General features: G+C 67.1%; 17 protein-coding genes. 14 read left to right on the forward strand and 3 right to left on the reverse strand.

Annotation, left to right across the window (positions count from 1 at the left end):
* Positions 1–19: 19 nt before the first annotated feature.
* Positions 20–679 carry a hypothetical protein gene (locus tag BMZ02_RS14385; protein ID WP_091645158.1) on the forward strand — a complete coding sequence of 220 codons (660 nt, stop codon included), beginning with the start codon at positions 20–22 and terminating at the stop codon, positions 677–679.
* Between the two features lie 20 nt (positions 680–699).
* On the opposite strand, the gene BMZ02_RS14390 is transcribed toward BMZ02_RS14385, so the two are convergent.
* From BMZ02_RS14390 to BMZ02_RS14400, 3 genes are all read right to left on the reverse strand, one after another.
* Positions 700–1,878: a fumarylacetoacetate hydrolase family protein gene (locus tag BMZ02_RS14390; protein ID WP_091645159.1), complete on the reverse strand. Its 1,179-nt coding sequence runs from the start codon at positions 1,876–1,878 to the stop codon at positions 700–702.
* Positions 1,879–1,882: 4 nt separating this feature from the next.
* Positions 1,883–3,460, reverse strand: coding sequence for an aldehyde dehydrogenase (NADP(+)) (locus tag BMZ02_RS14395; RefSeq protein WP_091645161.1), 1,578 nt, complete (start codon positions 3,458–3,460; stop codon positions 1,883–1,885).
* A 136-nt stretch (positions 3,461–3,596) separates the two neighbouring features.
* Positions 3,597–4,799 (reverse strand): ROK family protein, encoded by a 1,203-nt coding sequence (locus BMZ02_RS14400; RefSeq protein WP_091645163.1) that lies wholly within the window; start codon positions 4,797–4,799, stop codon positions 3,597–3,599.
* Positions 4,800–5,163: 364 nt separating this feature from the next.
* On the opposite strand from BMZ02_RS14400, the gene BMZ02_RS14405 reads away from it, so the two are divergent.
* The 13 genes from BMZ02_RS14405 to BMZ02_RS14465 all read left to right on the forward strand — a co-directional run bounded on the left by BMZ02_RS14405 (position 5,164) and on the right by BMZ02_RS14465 (position 20,267).
* Positions 5,164–5,934: an SDR family NAD(P)-dependent oxidoreductase gene (locus BMZ02_RS14405; RefSeq protein ID WP_091645164.1), complete on the forward strand. Its 771-nt coding sequence runs from the start codon at positions 5,164–5,166 to the stop codon at positions 5,932–5,934.
* Between the two features lie 78 nt (positions 5,935–6,012).
* Positions 6,013–7,314 carry an ABC transporter substrate-binding protein gene (locus tag BMZ02_RS14410; RefSeq protein ID WP_216110848.1) on the forward strand — a complete coding sequence of 434 codons (1,302 nt, stop codon included), beginning with the start codon at positions 6,013–6,015 and terminating at the stop codon, positions 7,312–7,314.
* Positions 7,315–7,388: 74 nt separating this feature from the next.
* Positions 7,389–8,321: a carbohydrate ABC transporter permease gene (locus tag BMZ02_RS14415; RefSeq protein ID WP_091645166.1), complete on the forward strand. Its 933-nt coding sequence runs from the start codon at positions 7,389–7,391 to the stop codon at positions 8,319–8,321.
* Positions 8,318–9,145: a carbohydrate ABC transporter permease gene (locus tag BMZ02_RS14420; protein WP_091645168.1), complete on the forward strand. Its 828-nt coding sequence runs from the start codon at positions 8,318–8,320 to the stop codon at positions 9,143–9,145. Before BMZ02_RS14415 ends, BMZ02_RS14420 begins: the two co-directional genes overlap by 4 nt.
* A 12-nt stretch (positions 9,146–9,157) precedes the next feature.
* Positions 9,158–10,762, forward strand: a complete 1,605-nt coding sequence (locus tag BMZ02_RS14425; RefSeq protein WP_091645169.1) for a glycoside hydrolase family 43 protein — start codon at positions 9,158–9,160, stop codon at positions 10,760–10,762.
* A 62-nt stretch (positions 10,763–10,824) separates the two neighbouring features.
* The gene (locus tag BMZ02_RS14430; RefSeq protein ID WP_091645171.1) at positions 10,825–11,871 is read left to right on the forward strand and encodes an ABC transporter ATP-binding protein; all 1,047 of its coding nucleotides are present in this window, start codon (positions 10,825–10,827) and stop codon (positions 11,869–11,871) included.
* A gap of 23 nt (positions 11,872–11,894) precedes the next feature.
* Complete coding sequence (locus BMZ02_RS14435; protein WP_091645172.1) at positions 11,895–12,800, forward strand: aldose 1-epimerase; 906 nt, start codon at positions 11,895–11,897, stop codon at positions 12,798–12,800.
* Between the two features lie 65 nt (positions 12,801–12,865).
* Positions 12,866–14,026 carry an endo-1,4-beta-xylanase gene (locus tag BMZ02_RS14440; RefSeq protein ID WP_091645174.1) on the forward strand — a complete coding sequence of 387 codons (1,161 nt, stop codon included), beginning with the start codon at positions 12,866–12,868 and terminating at the stop codon, positions 14,024–14,026.
* A 36-nt stretch (positions 14,027–14,062) separates the two neighbouring features.
* Positions 14,063–15,469 carry a sugar porter family MFS transporter gene (locus tag BMZ02_RS14445; RefSeq protein WP_091645175.1) on the forward strand — a complete coding sequence of 469 codons (1,407 nt, stop codon included), beginning with the start codon at positions 14,063–14,065 and terminating at the stop codon, positions 15,467–15,469.
* An 84-nt stretch (positions 15,470–15,553) separates the two neighbouring features.
* Positions 15,554–17,353, forward strand: coding sequence for an IlvD/Edd family dehydratase (locus BMZ02_RS14450; protein WP_091645212.1), 1,800 nt, complete (start codon positions 15,554–15,556; stop codon positions 17,351–17,353).
* A gap of 39 nt (positions 17,354–17,392) precedes the next feature.
* A complete protein-coding gene (locus tag BMZ02_RS14455; RefSeq protein WP_091645177.1) occupies positions 17,393–18,283 on the forward strand; it encodes an SMP-30/gluconolactonase/LRE family protein in 891 nt (296 codons plus the stop codon).
* 106 nt (positions 18,284–18,389) lie between these two features.
* Positions 18,390–18,692 carry a hypothetical protein gene (locus BMZ02_RS14460; protein WP_139209226.1) on the forward strand — a complete coding sequence of 101 codons (303 nt, stop codon included), beginning with the start codon at positions 18,390–18,392 and terminating at the stop codon, positions 18,690–18,692.
* A 111-nt stretch (positions 18,693–18,803) separates the two neighbouring features.
* Positions 18,804–20,267 carry a hypothetical protein gene (locus BMZ02_RS14465; protein WP_091645181.1) on the forward strand — a complete coding sequence of 488 codons (1,464 nt, stop codon included), beginning with the start codon at positions 18,804–18,806 and terminating at the stop codon, positions 20,265–20,267.
* The last annotated feature ends 57 nt before the right edge of the window (positions 20,268–20,324 follow it).

A 20,324-nucleotide genomic window follows, 5' to 3' on the forward strand; every position in this document is an offset into this window, starting at 1 on the left:
CTGGTGGGTGGGCCCGGTGATGCAGCCTTTCGAAACCGCGCGTGAACTGGTCGCCGGCCTGGTCGGCGCGGCTGCCGTGCTGATCGCTCACTTCGGCCTGACCTTGCCGCACTGGGGCATTGCCGGCGTGGATCTGGCTCTGGCCGGTGGGGCCGGCGTCGCGCTGTATGTGGGCGTCCGGCTCGCCTGGAGTACCCGCCCCGGGTGGCTGGAGCGCATGCTCGGCGTTGACGTGGGGCTGCGGTTGCCGGGGCGCAGCGACGACCCGGCAGACCTGCAGGCCGCGCTCCGGCACACCGTCGACACGGCGCACGGGCGGGTCAGTGAGCCAATGCAGATGCTGCTGGACCGTATCGATCAGGCTATTCAGTCGGTCCTCGACAGCGATCTGGCCAGCATGGCCGGTCGGCAGGCGCAGTTCACCGTCGCCGCAACAGTCAATCAGTATCTCCCCGACACCCTGGATCGCTACCTGCAACTCCCGGAAGACGTCGCCGTTTCACCCGTCGACCAGGGCGGCCAGACGCCCCACGACATGGTCGTGGAGCAGCTGGACGTGCTGGCCGGTGAGATGGAAGCCATTCTTGCCGACATGCACGCCGGCAAGGTGCGGGAGCTCTCCGCCCATGGCCGTTTTCTGGAAGACCGGTTCAGCCGGGCAGACGACCTGCTCGACTGAATCGTGCCGCTCGGTACCGATCAGCCCGTTGCGGCCCGTTTTCCGGCCAGGGCATTCCGCCACTGCCGAATGCCGAAGGTCCATGGCGGCAGCCGGTCGCTGCGGTCAACCCGGTTGACCAGACCGCCCAGCGCCGGGGTGCTGATGGTCACCGTGTCCCCGATGTGGTGGGTGAACCCCTTGCCCTGGCCGTCGCGGTCCTGACCCGGCGAGAACATGGTGCCCAGGAAGAGCATGAAGCCGTCCGGGTACTGATGGTGGGCGCCGATGGTCTGGCGGACCAGGTCCAGCGGGTCGCGGCTGATCTGGCGCATGTCGCTGCTGTCGTCCAGCACGAAGCCATCATCCGCGCCCTCGATGCGCAGCGAGACCCGCGCTGCCCGCACGGTGTCCAGGGTGAAGCGGTCGTCGAACAGGCGGATGAACGGCCCCAGGGCGCAGGAGGCATTGTTGTCCTTGGCCTTGCCGAGGAGCAGGGCGCTGCGTCCCTCCACGTCGCGCAGGTTGACGTCGTTGCCCAGGGTGGCCCCCCTGGGCCGGCCGGCCGCATCCACCGCCAGCACGATCTCCGGCTCGGGGTTGTTCCACTCCGAAGCCGGGTGCAGTCCGACGCTGGCGCCGAAGCCGACCGCGGATAGAGGCTGCGCCTTGGTGAAGACCTCGGCATCGTGCCCCAGGCCCACCTCCATGTATTGCGACCATGCGCCACGCGCCTGCAGCTCTGTCTTGAGCGCCATGGCCTGTTCGGAGCCCGGGGAGATCTGCGCGAGATCACTCCCGATTAATGTCTGCAGCTCCTCGCGCAGCGTGCCGGCGCGGGCCGCGTCGCCGCCCGCCTGCTCCTCGATGACCCGCTCCATGAGGCTGACTGCGAAAGTCACCCCGCACGCCTTGATGGCCTGCACGTCACACGGGGCCAGCAGGTGGGGTACGGTCTGGGGCTCGGCCAGGGAGTTGGCCAGAACCCGGTCCACCGGCCCCAGGGAGTCACCATCGGCCCCCGCGGCGAACGCCGCGGCGTCGTCCCGGTCCAGCAGGTCGGCCATGCTGGCGCACTGGGCGGTGATGTCGATGACCTGGCCACCGCGGATGACCACCAGCGCCGGCCCCTCGTTCGGGCCCGGGCGCCACACCCGGCCCACCAGCAGCGCCTGCTCGTGGTCCTCCGGGAGCAGTTGTTTGTCGGTGCGCACGTTCATGGCCTCATCCCTCCCGTTGACCGTCCACCAGGCGGGTTACACCCAGTGGATTGCCGTCCCGGACCGGCTCGGGGAGCAGCTCCGCCGGCAGGTTCTGGTAGCACACCGGGCGCAGGAACCGCCGGATGGCGGCGCTGCCCACGGACGTGGTGCGGGCGTCCGACGTTGCCGGGAACGGCCCGCCGTGGACCATGGCGTGGCAGACCTCGACGCCGGTGGGCCAGCCGTTGGCGAGTATCCGCCCGACGGTGCGCTCCAGGACCGGGAGCAGCGTCCGTGCCGCGGCCAGATCGCCATCGTCCATCTGCAGGGTTGCGGTCAGCTGGCCTTCCAGCTGCCCGGCGACCCGTGTCATCTCGTCGACGTCACGGCATTGGACCACCAGGGCGGCGGCGCCGAATACCTCGGCCTGGAGTGAGGCGTCGGCGAGGAAGTCGGCGGCGTCCACCGTGAACAGCGCCGGCTGGCACTGGCAGGTGCCTTCTCCCGCCGGGCCCCGGGCAACTTCGCGCACCTTCGGGTGGTCGGTCAGCGCCGCTACCCCGGCCTGGTAGGCGCCGTGAATGTCGGGCGTGAGCATGGTCTGCGCGGCGGTGGCCTGCAGGGCGTTGCCGCTGGCGGCGAGGAAAGCATCCAGGGACTCGCCCTTGACTCCGAAGAGAAGCCCCGGGTTGGTGCAGAACTGTCCCGCGCCCAGATTCAGTGACCCGACGAAACCGTCTGCGATCGCTGCGCCACGGGCTTGCAGGGCCTCGGGCAGCAGGAACACGGGATTGATGCTGCTCATCTCGGCGTAGACGGGAATGGGCTCAGGGCGCTGCTGGGCGATGGACATCAGGGCCTGGCCGCCGCGCCGGGAGCCGGTGAAGCCCACCGCCTTGATGCGTGGGTCGGCCACCAGCATGGCGCCGATCTCCGCGCCGGTGCCGAACAGCAGCGAGAACACGCCCTGGGGCAGGTTGCACTTGGCGACGGCACGCTGGATGGCCGCACCGACGAGTTCCGAGGTGCCGATGTGGGCGGAGTGTCCCTTGACCACCACCGGGCAGCCGGCGGCCAGGGCCGAGGCGGTGTCGCCACCGGCCACGCTGAACGCCAGCGGGAAGTTGCTGGCACCGAACACGGCCACGGGGCCCAGGGCAATGTGCCGCTGGCGCAGATCGGCACGGGGCAGGGGGTCACGCTCCGGCAGTGCAGGGTCGTGGCGCAGGTCCAGCCATTCGCCGGCGCGCACGACGGCGGCGAACAGGCGCAGTTGGTTGCAGGTGCGGCCGCGTTCGCCCTCCAGGCGTGCACGGGGCAGGCCCGTCTCGGCCATGGCGCGCTCGATCAGCGCATCGCCGATGGCCTCGATCTCGGAGGCGATGGCCTCCAGGAATGACGCGCGGCTCTCCAGGCCGGTTTCGCGGAAGTGGTCGAAGGCCTCCAGGGCGAGCTGGCACGCCTGGTCGACCTCGGCGCCCCCGCCGCCGTGGTATGTCGGCTCGAGGGCTTCGCCGGTGGACGGGTTGACCGCGCGGATTTCATCCCGGTCACCGCTCCTGGTCTCCTGGCCAATGATGAGAACGCCTTTCGGTTGCATGGGATCTCCTCCTGATGGTGAGCATCACCCATCATGGGAAATTCCGGACCTTAGTTCAAACTTTTTACTTACTGCACGGCAACATGAACGCCTGTGCTCTCGCCCCCTAGCAGGATGCGGCCCCGGGCGGGCAGCGCTACATCAGGCTGTCGGGGCCGTGGATGGCGCTGGCCAGAACCTCGGCGGCGGCGCCCCGGGCGGAGACAAAGGTGGAGTCGCGGATCACCCGGATGGGGACCTGCCGCGTGGTACCGAGCAGGCGGTTCTGGTTGGCCTGGAAGTGCTCCAGCGCCGGCGCCAGCAGTGGGTCGCCAAGCTGGATGAGAGACCCCCCGAGGACGATCTCGGAGGGGTTCCGGCTGTGGTGCAGGTTGAGCAGCAGCGTTCCCAGCGCCTCGCCGGCCCGCTGCAGGGTGACCTGGACATCCGGGTCACCGAGGCGGGGGCGCAAGGCGTCGACCAGGTCCTCGTCTTCGGTGACGCCCAGGGCGGCGCGAATGGACCAGCCGCTGACCAGCGTCTCGGCGCAACCGCGGTTGCCGCAGCGGCAATAGAGCCCCCCGGGCTGCAGGACGGTATGGCCGATCTCCCCCGCCAGCCCCTGACTGCCCCGCGAGATCAGCGGCAGGTAGTCGCCCTCGACCGTGCCGCTGCCGATGCCGGTGCCGGCGCTCACGTAGACCAGCGAGTCGGTGGTCTTGTCGGTGCGGAAGTAGAATTCGCCAAACGCCGCGGACTTGGCCTCGTTGTCCATCAGCCAGATCCCGTCCACGTCGGGTAGCTGCGGGCGCAGGAGATCCAGAAAGCGGATGTCGCGCCAGCCCAGGTTGGGGGCAAGGCGGAGGATGGATTTCCCCGGCTCGATGGGGCCGGGGAGTGCGACGCCGATGCCGAGGCAATGGCGAGCGCTGATGTCCGGCGACGCCAGTAGCTCCCGGAGTAGCTCGGCCAGTCGCGCGGCCGTTTGCTCGGGCGTCGTTGGGGCCAGGTAGGCATCGTGAGATGCCAGGATCTGTCCGGTCAGGCTGCAGGCCACCAGCCGCAGGCCGTGCACTCCCACCTCGGCGCCAACCAGGACGTGGTGCTGTTCGTCCAGATACAGCGAGCGTCCCGGGCGGCCTCCGCTGCTCTTCTGCAGGTCGCCTTCCCGCAGCCAGCCCTGATCAAGCAGGGACTGGACGCCGGACCCGACCGTGGGCTTGGTCGGCCGGGCCTGGTGAGCGATGTCCGCGCGGGTCAGCCCCGGTGAGCGGCGGATGAGCTCGAGGATGGCACTGCGGTTGAGCCGCTTGAGAAAGTGAAGGTCCCCGGCCCTGTGCTGCGGGTAGTTGGTGGACATAGGTGGATAGGGTCCTTGTGGTCAGCGCCTGCGATGGGACGACTTTCCCGGCGGCTCGGGCGGCGGTCAAGCGGCGCGTATCGGGCTGCTTGGACCGGCGTCTGAGGCCCGCGTTGGCCGGTGGTCTCCGTAACCCGTCTTGGTAATCACACTGAACGAATGCGCGGCGCGTCCGGTTCCGTTTGCCGGTTGCCGGTGCGTCAGGGCCGGTGCCCGAACCCGGGTTGCCTTGTCGCAATATGCCGTGCTAATGCTAGAAAAAGCCATTATACGGAAGCCCAATGCAGGCGCCTACGTTTGCTGGCAAGGGTTCGGTGAATGGTCTACGGTTAGTAAAAAGATTAAACAAACAAGGGAAGCAGGAATGAGCGACAACGCGGCGCGGTATCCCAGTCTCGATCAGTGTGTGGTGTTCATTACCGGCGGCGGTAGTGGAATCGGAGCGGAGATGACGCGCGCCTTTCATCGCCAGGGAGCGCAGGTCGCCTTTGTCGACATCGACGATGCCGCCAGTCGGCGAGTGGTCGAGGAGTTGCGGGCGGAGACCGGCCGCGCGCCGCACTACCACTACTGCGACATCCGTGATGTGGCCGCGCTGCAGGAAGTGATTGCCGAGGTCGGCACCAACCTGGGTCCCGTTCAGGTGCTCCTGAACAACGCTGCCTCGGATGACCGGCACTCCTGGCAGGAGGTGGACGTCGCCTACTGGGACGAGCGCATGGCGCGCAACCTGCGGCCGAGTTTCTTCGCTGCCCAGGCCGCCGCCCACCAGATGATCGATGCGGGTGGCGGTTCCATCATCAACTTTGGCTCGATCAGTGTGCAGACCGCCATTGGTGACCTCACCGCTTACGCGACCGCCAAGGCCGGCACCCATGGTCTCACGCGAAGCCTGGCCCGCGATCTCGGGGCTCACAACATTCGCGTCAACACGCTGGTCCCCGGTGCCATTCTCACCGAACGCCAGCTGAACAAGTGGATTGGCCCCGAGGAAGAGGCCGAGATCCGCGCCCACCAATGCCTGAAGACGCGGCTGGAACCAAGGCATATCGCCCCCGTTGCGCTCTTTCTCGCGAGCGAGGAGAGCTTTGCCATCTCGGGTCAGGAACTGCCCGTGAATGGCGGTTGGGGCTGACGTCGAAAAACCGGGCATCAAGCCCGGATAAAGAACGGTTGCGGTACGTCCGCGCCGCATAATACGGAGGAGAACGAGATGATGACATCCGAGGAACGCAGGGAAACCTGGCGCAACTACCGAGGCTGTGTCGCGGCAGTGGCGACCGCCGTGGCGTTGGCTCCCGCCGCGGCGATCGCAAGTGACGACGCCGAAACCACCGTGCGGTTGGTGCGGGTCGAGACGAGTGACGCCGAGGAGGCGTACGACGAGGAAGTCGTGGCGGCCTACGAGGCCGAGAATCCGGACGTCAACGTCGAGATCGAGTACATCGCCAACGAGGCCTACAAGACCCGCCTGCCGACACTGCTTCAGTCCAGCCAGCGTCCCGACATCTTCTACAGCTGGGGCGGCGAAGGGCTGCGCGATCAGGTGGATGCCGGATTCGTCCGGGATATCTCCGACGAGATGCGTGATGGCTGGAAGGACCTCTATCCCGAGGGCGCGGTGCGTGCCTTCACCCTGGACGACCGCATCTACGGGGCGCCGCTCTATGCCACCGTGGTCGGCTTCTGGGCCAACACGGCCCTCACCGAGGAGGCGGGGGTCGATATTGAAGCGGTGGAGACCTGGGAGGAGTTCGAGGACGCCGTCGTGGCGCTGCGGGAAGCGGGGATCACGCCGGCGGTGGTCGGCGGCCAGGACGGTTGGCCCATGCACTTCTACTGGGGCTATCTGGCCACCCGACTGGCCGGTGGCCACGGCATCGAGGCGGCCCAGGAGGGTGCTGACGGTGGTTTCGCCGGTCCGTCGTTCGTGCGTGCCGCAGAAATGCTCCAGGAGTTCGTCGAGCTGGACCCGTTCCAGTCCGGTTTCATGTCGAGTAGTTACGAGCGCGCCAGCGCCATGTTCGGAGACCAGGAGGCGGCGCTGCACCTGATGGGGGACTGGGACTACATTCCCCACCAGGAACGCTCCGAGACCGGTGAAGGGGTGCCGGACGAGGACCTGGAGTTCCTGCAGTTCCCCGCCGTGACCGACGGCGAGGGGAATGAGCATACCTTTGGCGGCATCAATGGCTTTGCCGTCACCCGCGATGCCCCCGACGAGGCCGTGGACTTCCTGCGCTTCATGCTCAACGAGGAGAACCAGCGCAAGGCTGCACGGACGGGGATCTTCGTGCCAGTGGCCGAGGGCTCGGAGGAAGACCTGGAGACGCCCTACGCGCGGCGTGTCGCCCAGCTCCTCGACGAGTCCGAGCACCACCAGGTGTTCCTGGACCAGGCACTGGGGGATTCGGTGGGCGCCACGGTGAACGACATCAGTGGTGATCTGGCGCAAGGGGTCATCACCCCGGAAGAGGCGGCTGACCAGATCGAGGAGGCGTGGCAGTTCCGGTAACGCCGCGTGCTGTCGTGGGGCGCGGGCTGTGGGGCCGCGCCCCCCAATGCCTCGATTCGGAATGAGATGCTGCCATGACCACCACGACTGAAACCCGTGCGCAGCGGCGGCCGGGCGTCGCCCGGATCAATGCCACCGCGATGAACGGCCGGCTCAGCGCGATCCTGCTCCTGTTGCCGCCGGCCCTGATCCTGTTCTCGCTGTTCGTCGTTCTGCCGATGATCGACGCGAGCTACTACAGCTTTTTCTCCTGGAACGGCTACGGCAGGCCCACCGACTTCGTGGGCAGCGAGAACTACCAGCGCCTGCTGGACCACTCGGTGTTCCACACGGCGCTATGGAACACCACGCAGCTGGTTCTGGTGTCGCTGTTCATCCAGATGCCACTGGCGCTCTGGCTGGCGCTGATGGTGTACCGCAAGACGCCGACCAATACCTTCTTCCGGCTGGTGTTCTTTCTCCCGTTCATCCTTGCGGAGGTGGCTGCCGGCCTGATCTGGAGCTTCGTCTTCGACGGTGACTACGGGATCACCGCGTCGCTGCTCGATGCCCTGGGCATGGATCCGGTCTACGTGCTCGCGGACCACACCTGGGCCTTTCCGGCCATCATGACGGTGATCGTGTGGAAGTTCTTCGGGTTCCACATGATGATCTACATCGCTGCGCTCCAGAGCGTTCCCCAGGACATGATCGACGCCGCCCGGCTCGCCGGCGCCAAGCCCCGGCAGGTGGCGTTGTTCGTGCAGATCCCCATGATCAAGCACGCCCTGGTGGTGAGTGGCTTCTTCGCCATCATCGGCTCGCTGCAGATCTTCGACATCATCATTCCGATGACCAACGGCGGACCGTCCCATTCGACCCACACCGTGGTCACCTATCTCTACACCTTCGGCCTGACGCGGCTGAACATGGGCTACGGCAGCGCTGCCGCCGTGGTGCTGTTCTTCCTCGCGCTGGCGGTGGCGCTGTTGTACCAACGCGGTACGTCGCAGGAGGGCCGGACATGACGACGGCAATGACTCGCAACGTCCTGCGCGTGGTCACCCTGACCCTGGTGGCGAGCCTGGTCATCGGGCCGCTGCTGGCATCGTTCTTCGGCGGCTTCAAGAGCACCGCGGAGCTGCGCACCAACCCGTTGTGGTTTCCGGAGAGCTGGAATCCGGAGCACTACATCGAGATCGCGATGGACGGGGCCTTCTGGCGGTACCTGGGCAACTCCTTTTTCATCGCCTCCATGACGGTGTTCCTGACCCTGGTGGTGGGTGCGGCGGCGGCGTATGTGTTCTCGCACATGCGCTTCTTCGGCTCGAAGATGATGCTCTCCTACCTGCTGCTGGGGCTGATGTTCCCGTTTGCGGCGTCGATCCTGCCGCTGTTCATCAAGGTGCGGGACCTGGGGCTGCTGGATACCTACTGGGCGGTGATCCTGCCGCAGACCGCCTTCGGGCTGTCCCTGGCGATCCTGCTGTTCAAGGCGTTCTTCGACCAGATGCCGCGCGAACTCTTCGAGGCCGCGTGCATCGAGGGGTGCAGCTACCTCCGTTTCTTCTGGTCGTTCACGTTGCCCCTGTCCACACCGATTCTGGCCACGGTGGGCGTGTTCGTCTTCGTGCAGAGCTGGAACAACTTCCTGCTGCCGCTGGTGGTGCTCAATGACCGCGCACTCTACACCTGGCCGCTGGGGATGATGCAGTTCCAGGGCGAGTATCTCACCGAGTGGAACATGATTCTGGCGTTCGTAACGCTCTCCATCACGCCGGCGGTGATCTTCTTCCTGGCGGCGCAGAAATACATCGTGGCCGGCCTGACCGGCGGATCCGTGAAGGGCTGAGGAGAAAGACTGATGACGGAGACCATTCGCAACCCGATCCTGCCCGGTTTCAACCCGGACCCATCGATCTGCCGGGTCGGGTCGGACTACTACATCGCCACCTCCACCTTCGAGTGGTACCCGGGGGTGCAGATTCACCATTCGCGGGACCTGGCCAACTGGCAGCTGGCCGCTCGCCCGCTGGAGCGCGCGTCGCAGCTCGACATGCGGGGCAATCCTGACTCCTGCGGCATCTGGGCGCCCTGCCTGTCCCATGCCGACGGGGTGTTCTGGCTGATCTACACCGACATGAAACGCTACGAGGGCAACTTCAAGGACGGCCACAACTACCTGGTGACGGCACCGGCCATCGAGGGCCCCTGGAGTGACCCGGTCTACCTGAACTCCAGCGGCTTCGACCCGTCGCTGTTCCACGATACCGACGGCCGCAAGTGGCTGGTCAACCTGCGCTGGGACTACCGGCCGCGCGCCGGCCAGGATCGTTTCGGCGGCATTCTCCTGCAGGAGTACGACCCGGCGGAGAAGCGCCTGATCGGGCCGGACCGCATCATCTTCACCGGCACGGCGATGAAGCTGACCGAGGGGCCGCACCTGTACCGGCGCGACGGCTGGTACCACCTGCTGGTGGCGGAAGGGGGTACCAGCTACGACCACGCCGTCACCATGGCCCGCTCGCGGTCGATCACCGGCCCCTACGAAGTGCACCCGGACAACCCGGTGCTGACATCCCGGTACGCTCCGGACAACCCGCTGCAGCGCGCCGGCCACGCTGATCTGGTGGAAACGCCGTCGGGGCAGACGTGGATGGTGCACCTCTGCGGCCGGCCGTTGCCGGGGACCTGGCGCTCGCCCCTGGGGCGGGAGACGGCCCTGCAGCCGGTGGAGTGGTGCGACGACGGCTGGCTGCGCCTGGCCCACGGCGGCAATACCCCCGCCCTGGACGTGCCCATGCCGGACGTGACCCCGCAGGCACTGCCCGAGGAGGAGGTCTTCCGATTCGAAGAAGAGCTGCTGCCGGCGGCCTTCCAGTGGCTGCGCACGCCGGAGCGGGAGCGGATCTTCTCCCTGACCGAGCGCCCCGGGTACCTGCGCGTGTTCGGGCGCGAGTCGCCGGGCTCCTGGTTCGAGCAGGGGCTGGTGGCGCGCCGGCAGGACAGCACCGCCTGCAGCGCCGAGACCGAAATCACCTTCGAGCCGGACGACCTGCAGCAGTTCGCCGGGCTGATCGCCTACTACAACCGGTTCAAGTTCCACTACCTGGCGGTGACCCGGGGCGACAGCGGCGACAAGGTGCTGGTGGTCATCAGCTGCAACGACGACTGGCCGAACGGCTACCTGGACATTACCGATGCGGACGGGGTGGTACTGGAGCCGGACAGTCCGGTACGCCTCGGTGTGGATATTCACGAGCAGGCGCTGCGGTTCCGCTACCAGGGGAGCGACGGGGCGTGGATCCCGATCGGGCCGACGCTGGACGTCAGCCTGCTGTCGGATGAAGGCAATGGCCGTGCGCACGGCTATTTCACCGGCAACTTCCTCGGCATGGCCGCCCACGACATCAGTGGCCGCGGAACGCCGGCGGATTTCGCCTGGTTCCGCTACCGCCGCACGCCATGACGAGCAGGGTTCAAGGGATCCGCACCACCACCATTCAGTGGCCTGACCAGTGAGAGCATAGTATGGCTGAAGTCAATCTGCGCGACATCGAGAAGACATTCCGCGACAACCTCACCGTGATCCCGGATCTCAACCTGCGAGTGCGGGAGGGGTCATTCACTGTCCTGGTCGGGCCGTCCGGCTGCGGCAAGTCCACCTTGCTGCGGATGATCGCGGGGCTCGAGCCGGTCACCCAGGGCTCCATCGAGATCGGGGGCCGCGACGTCACCGACGTGGAGCCCAGCAACCGCGATATCGCCATGGTGTTCCAGTCCTACGCGCTGTTTCCGCACATGACCGTGGCGCGCAACATCGACTTCGGGCTGCGCCTGGCGAAGACGCCCGCGGCGGAGCGTGAGGCGAAGCTGATGGAGGCGGCCCGGCTGCTGAACCTGGAGGACCTGCTTGACCGCAAGCCCGCCGAGCTCTCCGGCGGTCAGCGCCAACGGGTGGCGATCGGGCGGGCGATCGTGCACAACCCCGGGGTGTTCCTGTTCGATGAGCCGTTGTCCAACCTCGACGCGGCCCTGCGGACCAAGACACGGGTGGAGCTGGCGGAGCTCCACCACCGGCTCGACGCCACCATGATCTACGTCACCCACGACCAGATCGAGGCGATGACCCTGGCCGACTGCATCGTCGTGATGAATGCCGGGCGTATCGAGCAGGTCGGCTCGCCCATGACGCTCTACAAGCGCCCCGAGACGCGGTTCGTTGCCAGCTTCATCGGCTCGCCGCGCATGAACCTGCTCGACGGGCCGGTGGCCGAGGCTTACGGGGCCACCACCATCGGCATCCGCCCGGAGCACCTCGACGTGGACCGTGAGCGCGGCGAGTGGGAAGGGCGGGTCCGGGTGGTGGAGAACCTGGGCGCCGATACCTTCGCCTATGTCGAAAGCGAGCAGCTGGGGTCGCTGACGGTGCGCCTGGAAGGCGATTCCACCGCGCGCAGCGGCGAGACGCTCTACCTGACGCCGCGGCACGAGGCGCTGCACGCCTTCGACCGGGAGGGACGGCGGCTCCCCGAGGACACCTGGCGGCCGGACGTGGCGAGCGCCGGGTCCGCGTGACCATCGCGTAGCGGGTATACGCCATGGCGATCATTCTCGACAACGGTCAACTGCGCCTTACGGTGGACCCCTCCGCCGGCGGCAGCGTCTCGCGGTTTGACGCCTTGACCCGCAGCGGACCGGTGCCGTTGATGCGACCGTCCTCCCCGGGCGAGCGGGACCCGATGCGCCTCGCCCTGTTTCCCCTTGTCCCGTGGTCCAACCGGATCGCCGGGGGCGAGGTGCCGTGGCGCGGCCGGCGCTATGGTCTGGCCGCCAACCGCCCCGGCGAGCCCCTGCCAATCCACGGCGACGGCTGGCAGCAGCCCTGGTGGGTCAGTGGCCAGGAGGCGGACTGGCTGCGCCTCACCCTGCGCTCCCGGGAACAGCCACCCTTCGATTACCAGGCGGAGCTGATCTACCGCCTCGCCGGCACGAGCCTGGTGGTGGATCTGGCGGTGACCCACAAGGGTGCCGGGAGCGCGCCCTACGGGCTGGGGCTGCATCCCTGGTTTCCGCGCAGCGCCGATGTGCGCCTGGAAGCGCCTGCAGACGGGGTCTGGGACGTGGACGCTGACCAGCTGCCCAGCGGCTGGCGCGCCCTGGGCGCTGACGACCCCTGGGACTTCCGGCGACCGGCGCCGCTGCCGCGGGACAGGATCGACAACCTCTTCACCGGCTGGGACGGGCGTGCGCGGCTGCACTGGCCGGCACGCGGGGTCGCGCTGGAGGTCACGGCCGATGTCTCGCACTACCTGGTCTTCTCGCCCGGCCAGGACGCCGACGTCTTCTGTTTCGAGCCCGTCAGCCATGTGGTGAATGCCCACCACCTGGGCGCGCCCGAACACGGGCTGGTGGAGCTCCATACCGGCGAGCGCTATGCGAGTCGCTACTGCTTTTCATGGGTGGCCGGTGGAGATTCGGGAGCAAGGAATGCACCGGTGGCCTGACCACAGAGCGGCGAGCGGCTCCACACGGTGCCGCTACGCCGCCGTCAACGAGAGGGGATTGAACCATGCCACTGACACGTCGCCGTTTCCTGCAGGCCGGCGCCGCCCTGGCGGGGCTGGCTCAGCTCAAGAACGTGGCCATCGTGCACGCGCTCGAGCGAACCGGCCTGAAAGACGCCTTCCGCGGTGATTTCCTGATCGGGACCGCCATCAGCAACCGCACGCTGGAGACCGGGGATCGGGAGCTGCTCGATCTCATTGGCGGGGAGTTCAATGCCATCACCGCCGAGAACTGCATGAAGTCCGGCCAGATCCAGCCCGCTCAGGGCCAGTGGGAGTGGTCGCTGGCGGACCGGTTTATCGACTTCGGCCGCGAGCATGACATGACCGTGGTGGGGCATGCCCTGGTGTGGCACTCCCAGACGCCGGACGACCTGTTTGTCACCGGGGACGGCAGCACCGTGTCCCGCGACACGCTCAAGGAGCGCATGGACACCCACATCACCACCCTGATGGAGCGCTACCGCGGTGCCGTGGACATCTGGGACGTGGTCAACGAGGCCATCGACGAGGACCGCGGCTGGCGCCGCAGCCCGTGGTACGAGATTTTCGGCGACGCGAGCTACATGGAGCGCGCCTTCCACCTGGCGCACGAAATCGACCCCTCGGCGCAGCTGCTCTACAACGACTACAACATGCACGACCCCGGCAAGCGCCGCTTCCTGGTCGATGTGCTGCAGGACTACCGGCGCCGCAACGTGCCCATTCACGGTGTCGGCCTCCAGGGCCACGTGGGCCTGGATTTCCCCGACCTGGCGGAGTTCGAGCGCAGCATCGAGGCGTATGCCGCGGAGGGCATGCGGATCCACATCACCGAGGTGGACGTCGACGTGCTCCCGGTTGCCTGGGACCACACCGGCGCCGATATCGACACCGATTTCGACTACGCCGATGAATACGACCCCTACGTCGACGGCCTGCCGCAGGACGTCCAGGAGCAGCTCACCGCGCGCTACGTGGAACTCTTCGAACTCCTCCTCCGGCATCGCGACACGATCGACCGGGTGACCACTTGGGGCACCTACGACGGCGAGTCCTGGAAGAACGACTTCCCGGTGGAAGGGCGCACCAACTATCCGCTGCTGTTCGATCGTGACCGCGAGCCCAAGCCGGCCTACGACGCGCTCAAGGTGCTCGGCAATGAAGTCGGCCATATCACGCGATGACAGCGAAGGTTTCACCCTTTTCAAGGAGTGCTCGTGATGCAGGGACGTACAGTCATGGGTCGTTCGCTTTATATCTTCGTGATCTGTTGTATCGCTGCCCTCGGCGGCTTTCTGTTCGGCTTCGACAGCGGTGTGATCAATGGCACCGTCGATGGCCTGCAAACCGCCTTTGACTCCGATGCCGCGGGAACCGGCTTCAATGTCGCCTCGATGCTGCTGGGCTGCGCGGTAGGCGCCTTCTTCGCCGGGCGCCTGGCGGACCGTTTCGGCCGCCGCACGCTCCTGATCGTGGCGGCGATCTTCTTTCTGATCAGCGCCTGGGGCTCGGGTATCGCCACCGGTTCCCTGGAGTTCGTCGTCTATCGGATCCTGGGTGGCATGGCCGTGGGGGCCGCCAGCGTGATGACGCCGGCCTACATCAGTGAGGTGGCGCCGGCCGCCTATCGTGGCCGACTCGCCACCACCCAGCAGGTGGCGATCATTTCGGGGCTGTTCATGGCCTTTGTCAGCAACTACGTGCTGGCCCACCTGTCAGGCTCGGCGGTCAACGAACTGTGGCTGGGGTTTGCCACCTGGCGCTGGATGTTCTGGGTCGAACTGCTGCCGGCTGCGGTGTTCCTGGTGGCCCTGTTATTCATCCCCGAAAGCCCGCGCTACCTGATCTGCGTCGGCCGGGAGGGGGAAGCGAGGCGCGTGCTGGGCCTGGTGATGCCGGAACGTGACGTCGGTGCCAAGCTCGATGAGATCAACGCCACCCTGGCCCGGGACCGCCCGCCGAGGCTGCGCGACGTCATCAATCAGGCCACCGGCAGGGTGCACGGTATCGTCTGGGTCGGTATCGGCCTGGCGGTCTTCCAGCAGCTGGTGGGCATCAACGTGGTGTTCTACTACGGCGCGGTGCTGTGGCAGTCGGTGGGCTTCTCCGAGGGGGATGCGCTGCTGATCAACGTCATCTCGGGGGCGGTCAGTATCGCTGCCTGCCTGGTTACCATTGCCTTGATCGACAAGGTCGGACGCCGACCGTTGTTGTGGGCGGGGTCAGCGGGCATGGCCATGACGCTGGTCTGTATGGCCTACGCCTTCTCCACGGCCACCATGGTTGATGGCAGCCTGCAGCTCGGCGACGGCATGGGCGTGTTTGCGCTCCTGTCGGCCAATGCCTATGTCTTCTTCTTCAATGCCTCCTGGGGCCCGGTGATGTGGGTAATGCTCGGCGAGATGTTCCCCAACCAGATGCGAGGTTCCGGTCTGGCCGTGGCGGGCTTGTTCCAATGGCTGGCCAACTTCGGCATCACCATGACGTTTCCCATCATGCTCGCCTCGATCGGCCTGGCGGGGGCCTATGGCTTCTACGCGTTCTGTGCCGTGGTATCGGTGCTCTTCGTGCTGCGCTTCGTCAAGGAGACGCGCGGCAAGGAGCTCGAGGAGATGGCTTATGGATGACGTTACCGCCCCATGTCGCGCGTCACTGTCCGTACAACCAAAGCCGATCAGGCCGGGATTGCCGGCCTGTACAAGGAGCGGAACATGACCCACCGCAAGATCACCCCCGATCAGCTGCGCTCGCGGGACTGGTTCGACAACCCTGAGCATCCCGGCACCACGGCGCTGTGCATCGAGCGCTACATGAACTACGGCGTCACGCTGGAGGAGCTCACCAGCGGCCGGCCGATCATCGGCATCTGCCAGTCCGGCTCGGATCTGACGCCGTGCAACCGCCACCACCTGGAGCTGGCGCAGCGGGTCAGGGATGGCATCCGCGCCGCCGGCGGGGTGCCCTTCGAGTTCCCGTTGCACCCGATTCACGAAAACGCCCGGCGGCCCACCGCTGCCCTCGACCGCAACCTGGCCTACCTGGGGCTGGTGGAGGTGCTGCACGGGTATCCGCTGGACGGCGTGGTGCTCACCACCGGTTGTGACAAGACCACGCCTGCCTGCCTGATGGCCGCGGCGACCATAAATATCCCGGCCATCGTGCTCTCCGGCGGACCCATGCTCAACGGCTGGCGCGGCAACGAGCGGGTCGGATCCGGCACCATCATCTGGGAGCTGCGCAAGCGCCTTGCCGCCGGTGACATCGACTACGCCGAGTTCCTCGCCCGCGCCACCGACTCCGCCCCGTCGGTGGGGCACTGCAATCCCATGGGCACCGCCTCGACCATGAATTCCCTGGCGGAGGCTCTGGGGATGAGCCTGCCGGGTTCGGCGATGATTCCGGCGCCGTACAAGGAGCGCTCCATGGTCGCCTACCAGACCGGCGAACGGGTCGTGGAGATGGTCTGGCAGGATCTGCGTCCGGCGGACATCCTCACCCGCGAGGCGTTCGAGAACGCCATCGTTGCCTGCTCGGCCCTGGGCGGGTCGACCAACGCGCCCATCCATATCAACGCCATCGCTCGCCATGCCGGGGTCGAGGTGACCAACGACGACTGGCAGCGCCTCGGCCACACGGTCCCGCTCCTGGCCAACGTGATGCCGGCGGGGGCGTACCTCTCCGAGGAGTTCCACCGCGCCGGCGGCGTGCCCGCCGTACTGCACGAGCTTCTCCAGGCCGGCCGGCTCCACGGTACGGCCAACACGGTCAACGGCCGCACGCTGGAGGCCAACATCGACGGGTGCGAAACGCGCGATCCCGACGTGATTCGCCGCTACCACAATCCGCTGGTGCAGCACGCCGGGTTCCTCAACGTCCGCGGGAACCTGTTCGACTCCGCGCTGATGAAAACCAGTGTCATCTCCGCCGATTTCCGGCAACGGTTTCTCAGTGACCCCGGGGATCCGGACGCCTTCGAGGGGCGGGTGGCGGTGTTCGACGGCGCCGAGGACTACCACGCCCGCATCGACGACCCCGCCCTGGAGATCGACGAGACCACGGTTCTGGTCATACGGGGGGCCGGGCCGGTGGGTCATCCCGGTGGTGCCGAGGTGGTCAACATGCAGCCGCCCGAGGCCCTGATCAAGCGCGGCATTGAATCCCTTCCGTGCATGGGCGACGGTCGCCAGTCCGGCACCTCCGGCTCCCCGTCGATCCTCAATGCCGCGCCCGAGGCCGCCACCGGCGGAGGATTGGCGCTGCTCGAGACCGGTGACTGGCTGCGCGTGGACCTTGCCAAGGGCGAAGTCCGGGTGCTGGTGGACGACGCCGAGCTGGCGGCGCGCCGCCAGCGTCTGGAGGCGCAGGGCGGTTACTCCTATCCGGATCACCAGACCCCCTGGCAGGAGATCCAGCGGGATCTGGTGGAGCCGCTGGATCGGGGCATGACCCTGGAGGCGGCCACCGGGTACCGCGATGTGGCGCGGCGCAGCCCACCGCGGGACAACCACTGAGGCCGACCAGGGCCCGGGATACTGTAAGAGGCGTCTCCTATGAACGATAACGCGATGGACGTGGCGGCTGACTTGCGCATGAGCCTGGGCGAGTGCCCGGTCTGGTCGGTGGAGCGCCAGACGCTGTACTGGGTGGATATCAACAACGGCCACATCTACGCCTGGCGGCCGGATTGCGGTGACGTGCCCCACCGCTTCACGCTGGATGAAAAGGTGGGGTGCATTGCCCTGTGCGACGGGGGGCTGGTGGCTGCAACCGCCTCGGGAATCCTGCGGCTTCGTCTTCCGCCGTCCGGAGAGCCGGAACGGCTGGTGGCCAACCCCGAATGGCTGGGTAACGCCGGCAACCGGTTCAATGATGGCCGCTGTGACGCCGCCGGGCGGTTCTGGGCCGGCACCATTGCCTTTGACGAGGCGAGTCCGGTCGCATCCCTCTACTGCCTCGAGCAGGGGCGCCTGACCAGCCACCGGTCGAAGATCAGCATCTCCAACGGCCTGGCGTTCAGCCCCGATTGGCGTTGGCTCTACCACACCGACTCGGTGAGTCGGAGAATCCTGCGCTACCCCTTCGACGTGGACAGCGGCGCCACCGGTATTGCTGAAACGTGGGTCGACCTGGATGCCCTGGAGCTGCCGGGCGTTCCGGATGGGGCCGCCGTGGATTGCGATGGCTATTACTGGGCAGCGTTGTACGGAGGGGGGCAGGTGGTGCGCTTCTCGCCGGAGGGAAACCTGGTGGCCAGCTACGGGGTTCCCTGTCCGCACCCCACCATGGTGGCCTTCGGTGGCCCCGAACTGCAGACGCTCTATGTGACCACCGCGACTCAGCACCTGGACGCCGAGGCACTGCGGCGCTGGCCACGGGCAGGCAACCTGCTGCGCATGCCCGCGCCGACGGCCGGCCTTCCGGAGCCGGGCTTCGCCGGGTGAGCCCGGCCTGCATGGCGGCCCAAGGGGGTTGGTGACATTCAGGGATGCGTCCGTGTCCATGAGGTGTATCATGGGAGGAAGTCGAACAACGTTGCAGGTGCATCCCGTGAGCCATTACGCCGTTTCTGAACGTGATCCGCGACTCGGTCTCGGTCTTCTGTCGGTGGTTACCGGTGTGGTGCTGGTGCTGAACCCGCCCATGATCCCGGAGTTCAGCGCCACGTCCGTGAGCACCCTGCAGCCCACCACGACGCAGCACGTGATGGAATGGCGCCCGCAGGGGCCTCCGCCCTGGGGTGATGTTGACCAGTTCACCCCGGAGGAGGTGGACGAGGCGCCAGCGGCGGTCGCTGCCGGCAGTGCCGAGCGCACCAGTGGCAGCGAGGCGCGCGCACGTCCCGAACGGTGAATGCCGCCCGCTGCGGGTCAGCGGGTGTTCGTCCGGTGGTGTACTGCGCCAACCGGTCCCGGGTTGGGCGCCGTTGAGTCTGGATGACGCGACGTCAGGCAGGGCCGCCACATGTCACACTCGCACGCTTCCCAGCGGTTTTCCCGGGCTCTTCTGGTCCTGGGCCTTGGCCTGGTTGTTACCGCAACAGGCTGCATCAGCGATGGCGGGAGTCACTCGGACGTCGGGGACGTCGGCACCGGAGGCGACGGCCCGCCGGCTGCGGACCACTGTGACGAGGGAGCGATCGACGGCCGGCTGTTGACCGCGGATCCCTTCGATTACCAGGACGTTGTGGACGAATTGGGCCCGGGGGACTGCCTGCAGCTGGAAGCGGGTGTGTACGTTAACGGCCTGAATCTCAACGACCTTCACGGTGAGGCGGGCGCGCCGATTGTCATCGAGGGCCCCACTGATGGCGATGCGGTGTTCGAGGCCCGCAGCGGCAGCAACACCGTCAGCCTGCGGCGCGTGTCACACCTGACCCTGCGCAACGTCGAACTGGACGGCATGAGCACCAACGCGGCCGGCGTCGTGCTGGAGCGCAACCCGGACCGGTCGGAACCGAGCCACCACGTCACCCTGGAGGGGCTGGTCATCCGCAACCACGACCAGTCCCAGGGCATGACCGGCATCACCACCCGCGAGGCGGCGTGGGGATGGGTGATTCGCAACAACATCATCGAGGCGACGGGCACCGGGCTTTACCTTGGCCGGCCGGATGGCACCGCGCCCTTCGTCGACGGGCTCGTGGAGCACAACCTCGTCCGGGATACTGTCGGCTACAACATGCAGATCAAGCATCAGGAGCCCTGGGCGGACGAAGGCATTCCCGACATTCCGGAAACCGGCGCCCGGACGGTCATTCGCTACAACGTCTTCAGCAAGGCAACAGGCGGGGCGGAGGGGGGAAGTGCGCGCCCCAACGTCCTGCTGGGTCACTTCCCGCCGGAGGGGCCGGGTTCCGACCACCACTACCTCGTGTACGGGAATCTGTTCTACGGCAACCCGACCGATGAATCCCTGTTGCAGTCCGACAGCAGCCTTGCGGTGTTCTCCAACCTGTTCTATAACGCTGACGGGCCGGCGGTTCGCATTCGTAAGCACAATGCCCGGCCGCGCAACGTGGCCTTCATGGGCAACACCGTGGTCTCGAAGGAGACGGCGCTGCAGCTAAGTAATGCGGATGCGGCCTACAGCCAGACCGTGGGCGGCAATCTCATCTTCGCCGGCCGCGCGTACGCGCCCGACACCGATCCGGAGAGTGGCACCGACGAGACCGGCGCGCTCGATGCCGCCGATGGTGTACTGGAAAACCCGTTCCCGGAGGATGGCGGATTGCCCGAGCTGCACCTCCGTTCGCCCGACGTGCTCCCCGCCACCACGGCCTGGGCGCTGCCCGACTGGGTGGATGCCGACCTGGTGGATTTCGACGGCAACCCCCGGGCCGGAGACGGGCCGGGGGCCTATGAGCAGTCGCCTTGCTGGACCCTCGACAAGGCGGTGCGCCCCCAGAACACGCTGGCGTGCCACTGACCGACCCCCTGGCTGCCGGCGTGTTGCAGGCGCTGGCGCCCGTTACCCCCGTGCCCG

The organism is Aquisalimonas asiatica, assembly GCF_900110585.1.
Taxonomy (GTDB): Bacteria; Pseudomonadota; Gammaproteobacteria; order Nitrococcales; family Aquisalimonadaceae; genus Aquisalimonas; species Aquisalimonas asiatica.

Coding starts and splice junctions, on each gene's coding strand:
- BMZ02_RS14400 (WP_091645163.1), bottom strand. CDS start 4,799: ATGTCCACCAACTACCCGCAGCACAGGGCCGGGGACCTTCACTTTCTC.
- BMZ02_RS14425 (WP_091645169.1), top strand. CDS start 9,158: ATGACGGAGACCATTCGCAACCCGATCCTGCCCGGTTTCAACCCGGAC.
- BMZ02_RS14390 (WP_091645159.1), bottom strand. CDS start 1,878: ATGAACGTGCGCACCGACAAACAACTGCTCCCGGAGGACCACGAGCAG.
- BMZ02_RS14445 (WP_091645175.1), top strand. CDS start 14,063: ATGCAGGGACGTACAGTCATGGGTCGTTCGCTTTATATCTTCGTGATC.
- BMZ02_RS14430 (WP_091645171.1), top strand. CDS start 10,825: ATGGCTGAAGTCAATCTGCGCGACATCGAGAAGACATTCCGCGACAAC.
- BMZ02_RS14440 (WP_091645174.1), top strand. CDS start 12,866: ATGCCACTGACACGTCGCCGTTTCCTGCAGGCCGGCGCCGCCCTGGCG.
- BMZ02_RS14405 (WP_091645164.1), top strand. CDS start 5,164: ATGAGCGACAACGCGGCGCGGTATCCCAGTCTCGATCAGTGTGTGGTG.
- BMZ02_RS14465 (WP_091645181.1), top strand. CDS start 18,804: ATGTCACACTCGCACGCTTCCCAGCGGTTTTCCCGGGCTCTTCTGGTC.
- BMZ02_RS14435 (WP_091645172.1), top strand. CDS start 11,895: ATGGCGATCATTCTCGACAACGGTCAACTGCGCCTTACGGTGGACCCC.
- BMZ02_RS14395 (WP_091645161.1), bottom strand. CDS start 3,460: ATGCAACCGAAAGGCGTTCTCATCATTGGCCAGGAGACCAGGAGCGGT.
- BMZ02_RS14385 (WP_091645158.1), top strand. CDS start 20: ATGCAGCCTTTCGAAACCGCGCGTGAACTGGTCGCCGGCCTGGTCGGC.
- BMZ02_RS14420 (WP_091645168.1), top strand. CDS start 8,318: ATGACGACGGCAATGACTCGCAACGTCCTGCGCGTGGTCACCCTGACC.
- BMZ02_RS14455 (WP_091645177.1), top strand. CDS start 17,393: ATGAACGATAACGCGATGGACGTGGCGGCTGACTTGCGCATGAGCCTG.
- BMZ02_RS14450 (WP_091645212.1), top strand. CDS start 15,554: ATGACCCACCGCAAGATCACCCCCGATCAGCTGCGCTCGCGGGACTGG.
- BMZ02_RS14410 (WP_216110848.1), top strand. CDS start 6,013: ATGATGACATCCGAGGAACGCAGGGAAACCTGGCGCAACTACCGAGGC.
- BMZ02_RS14415 (WP_091645166.1), top strand. CDS start 7,389: ATGACCACCACGACTGAAACCCGTGCGCAGCGGCGGCCGGGCGTCGCC.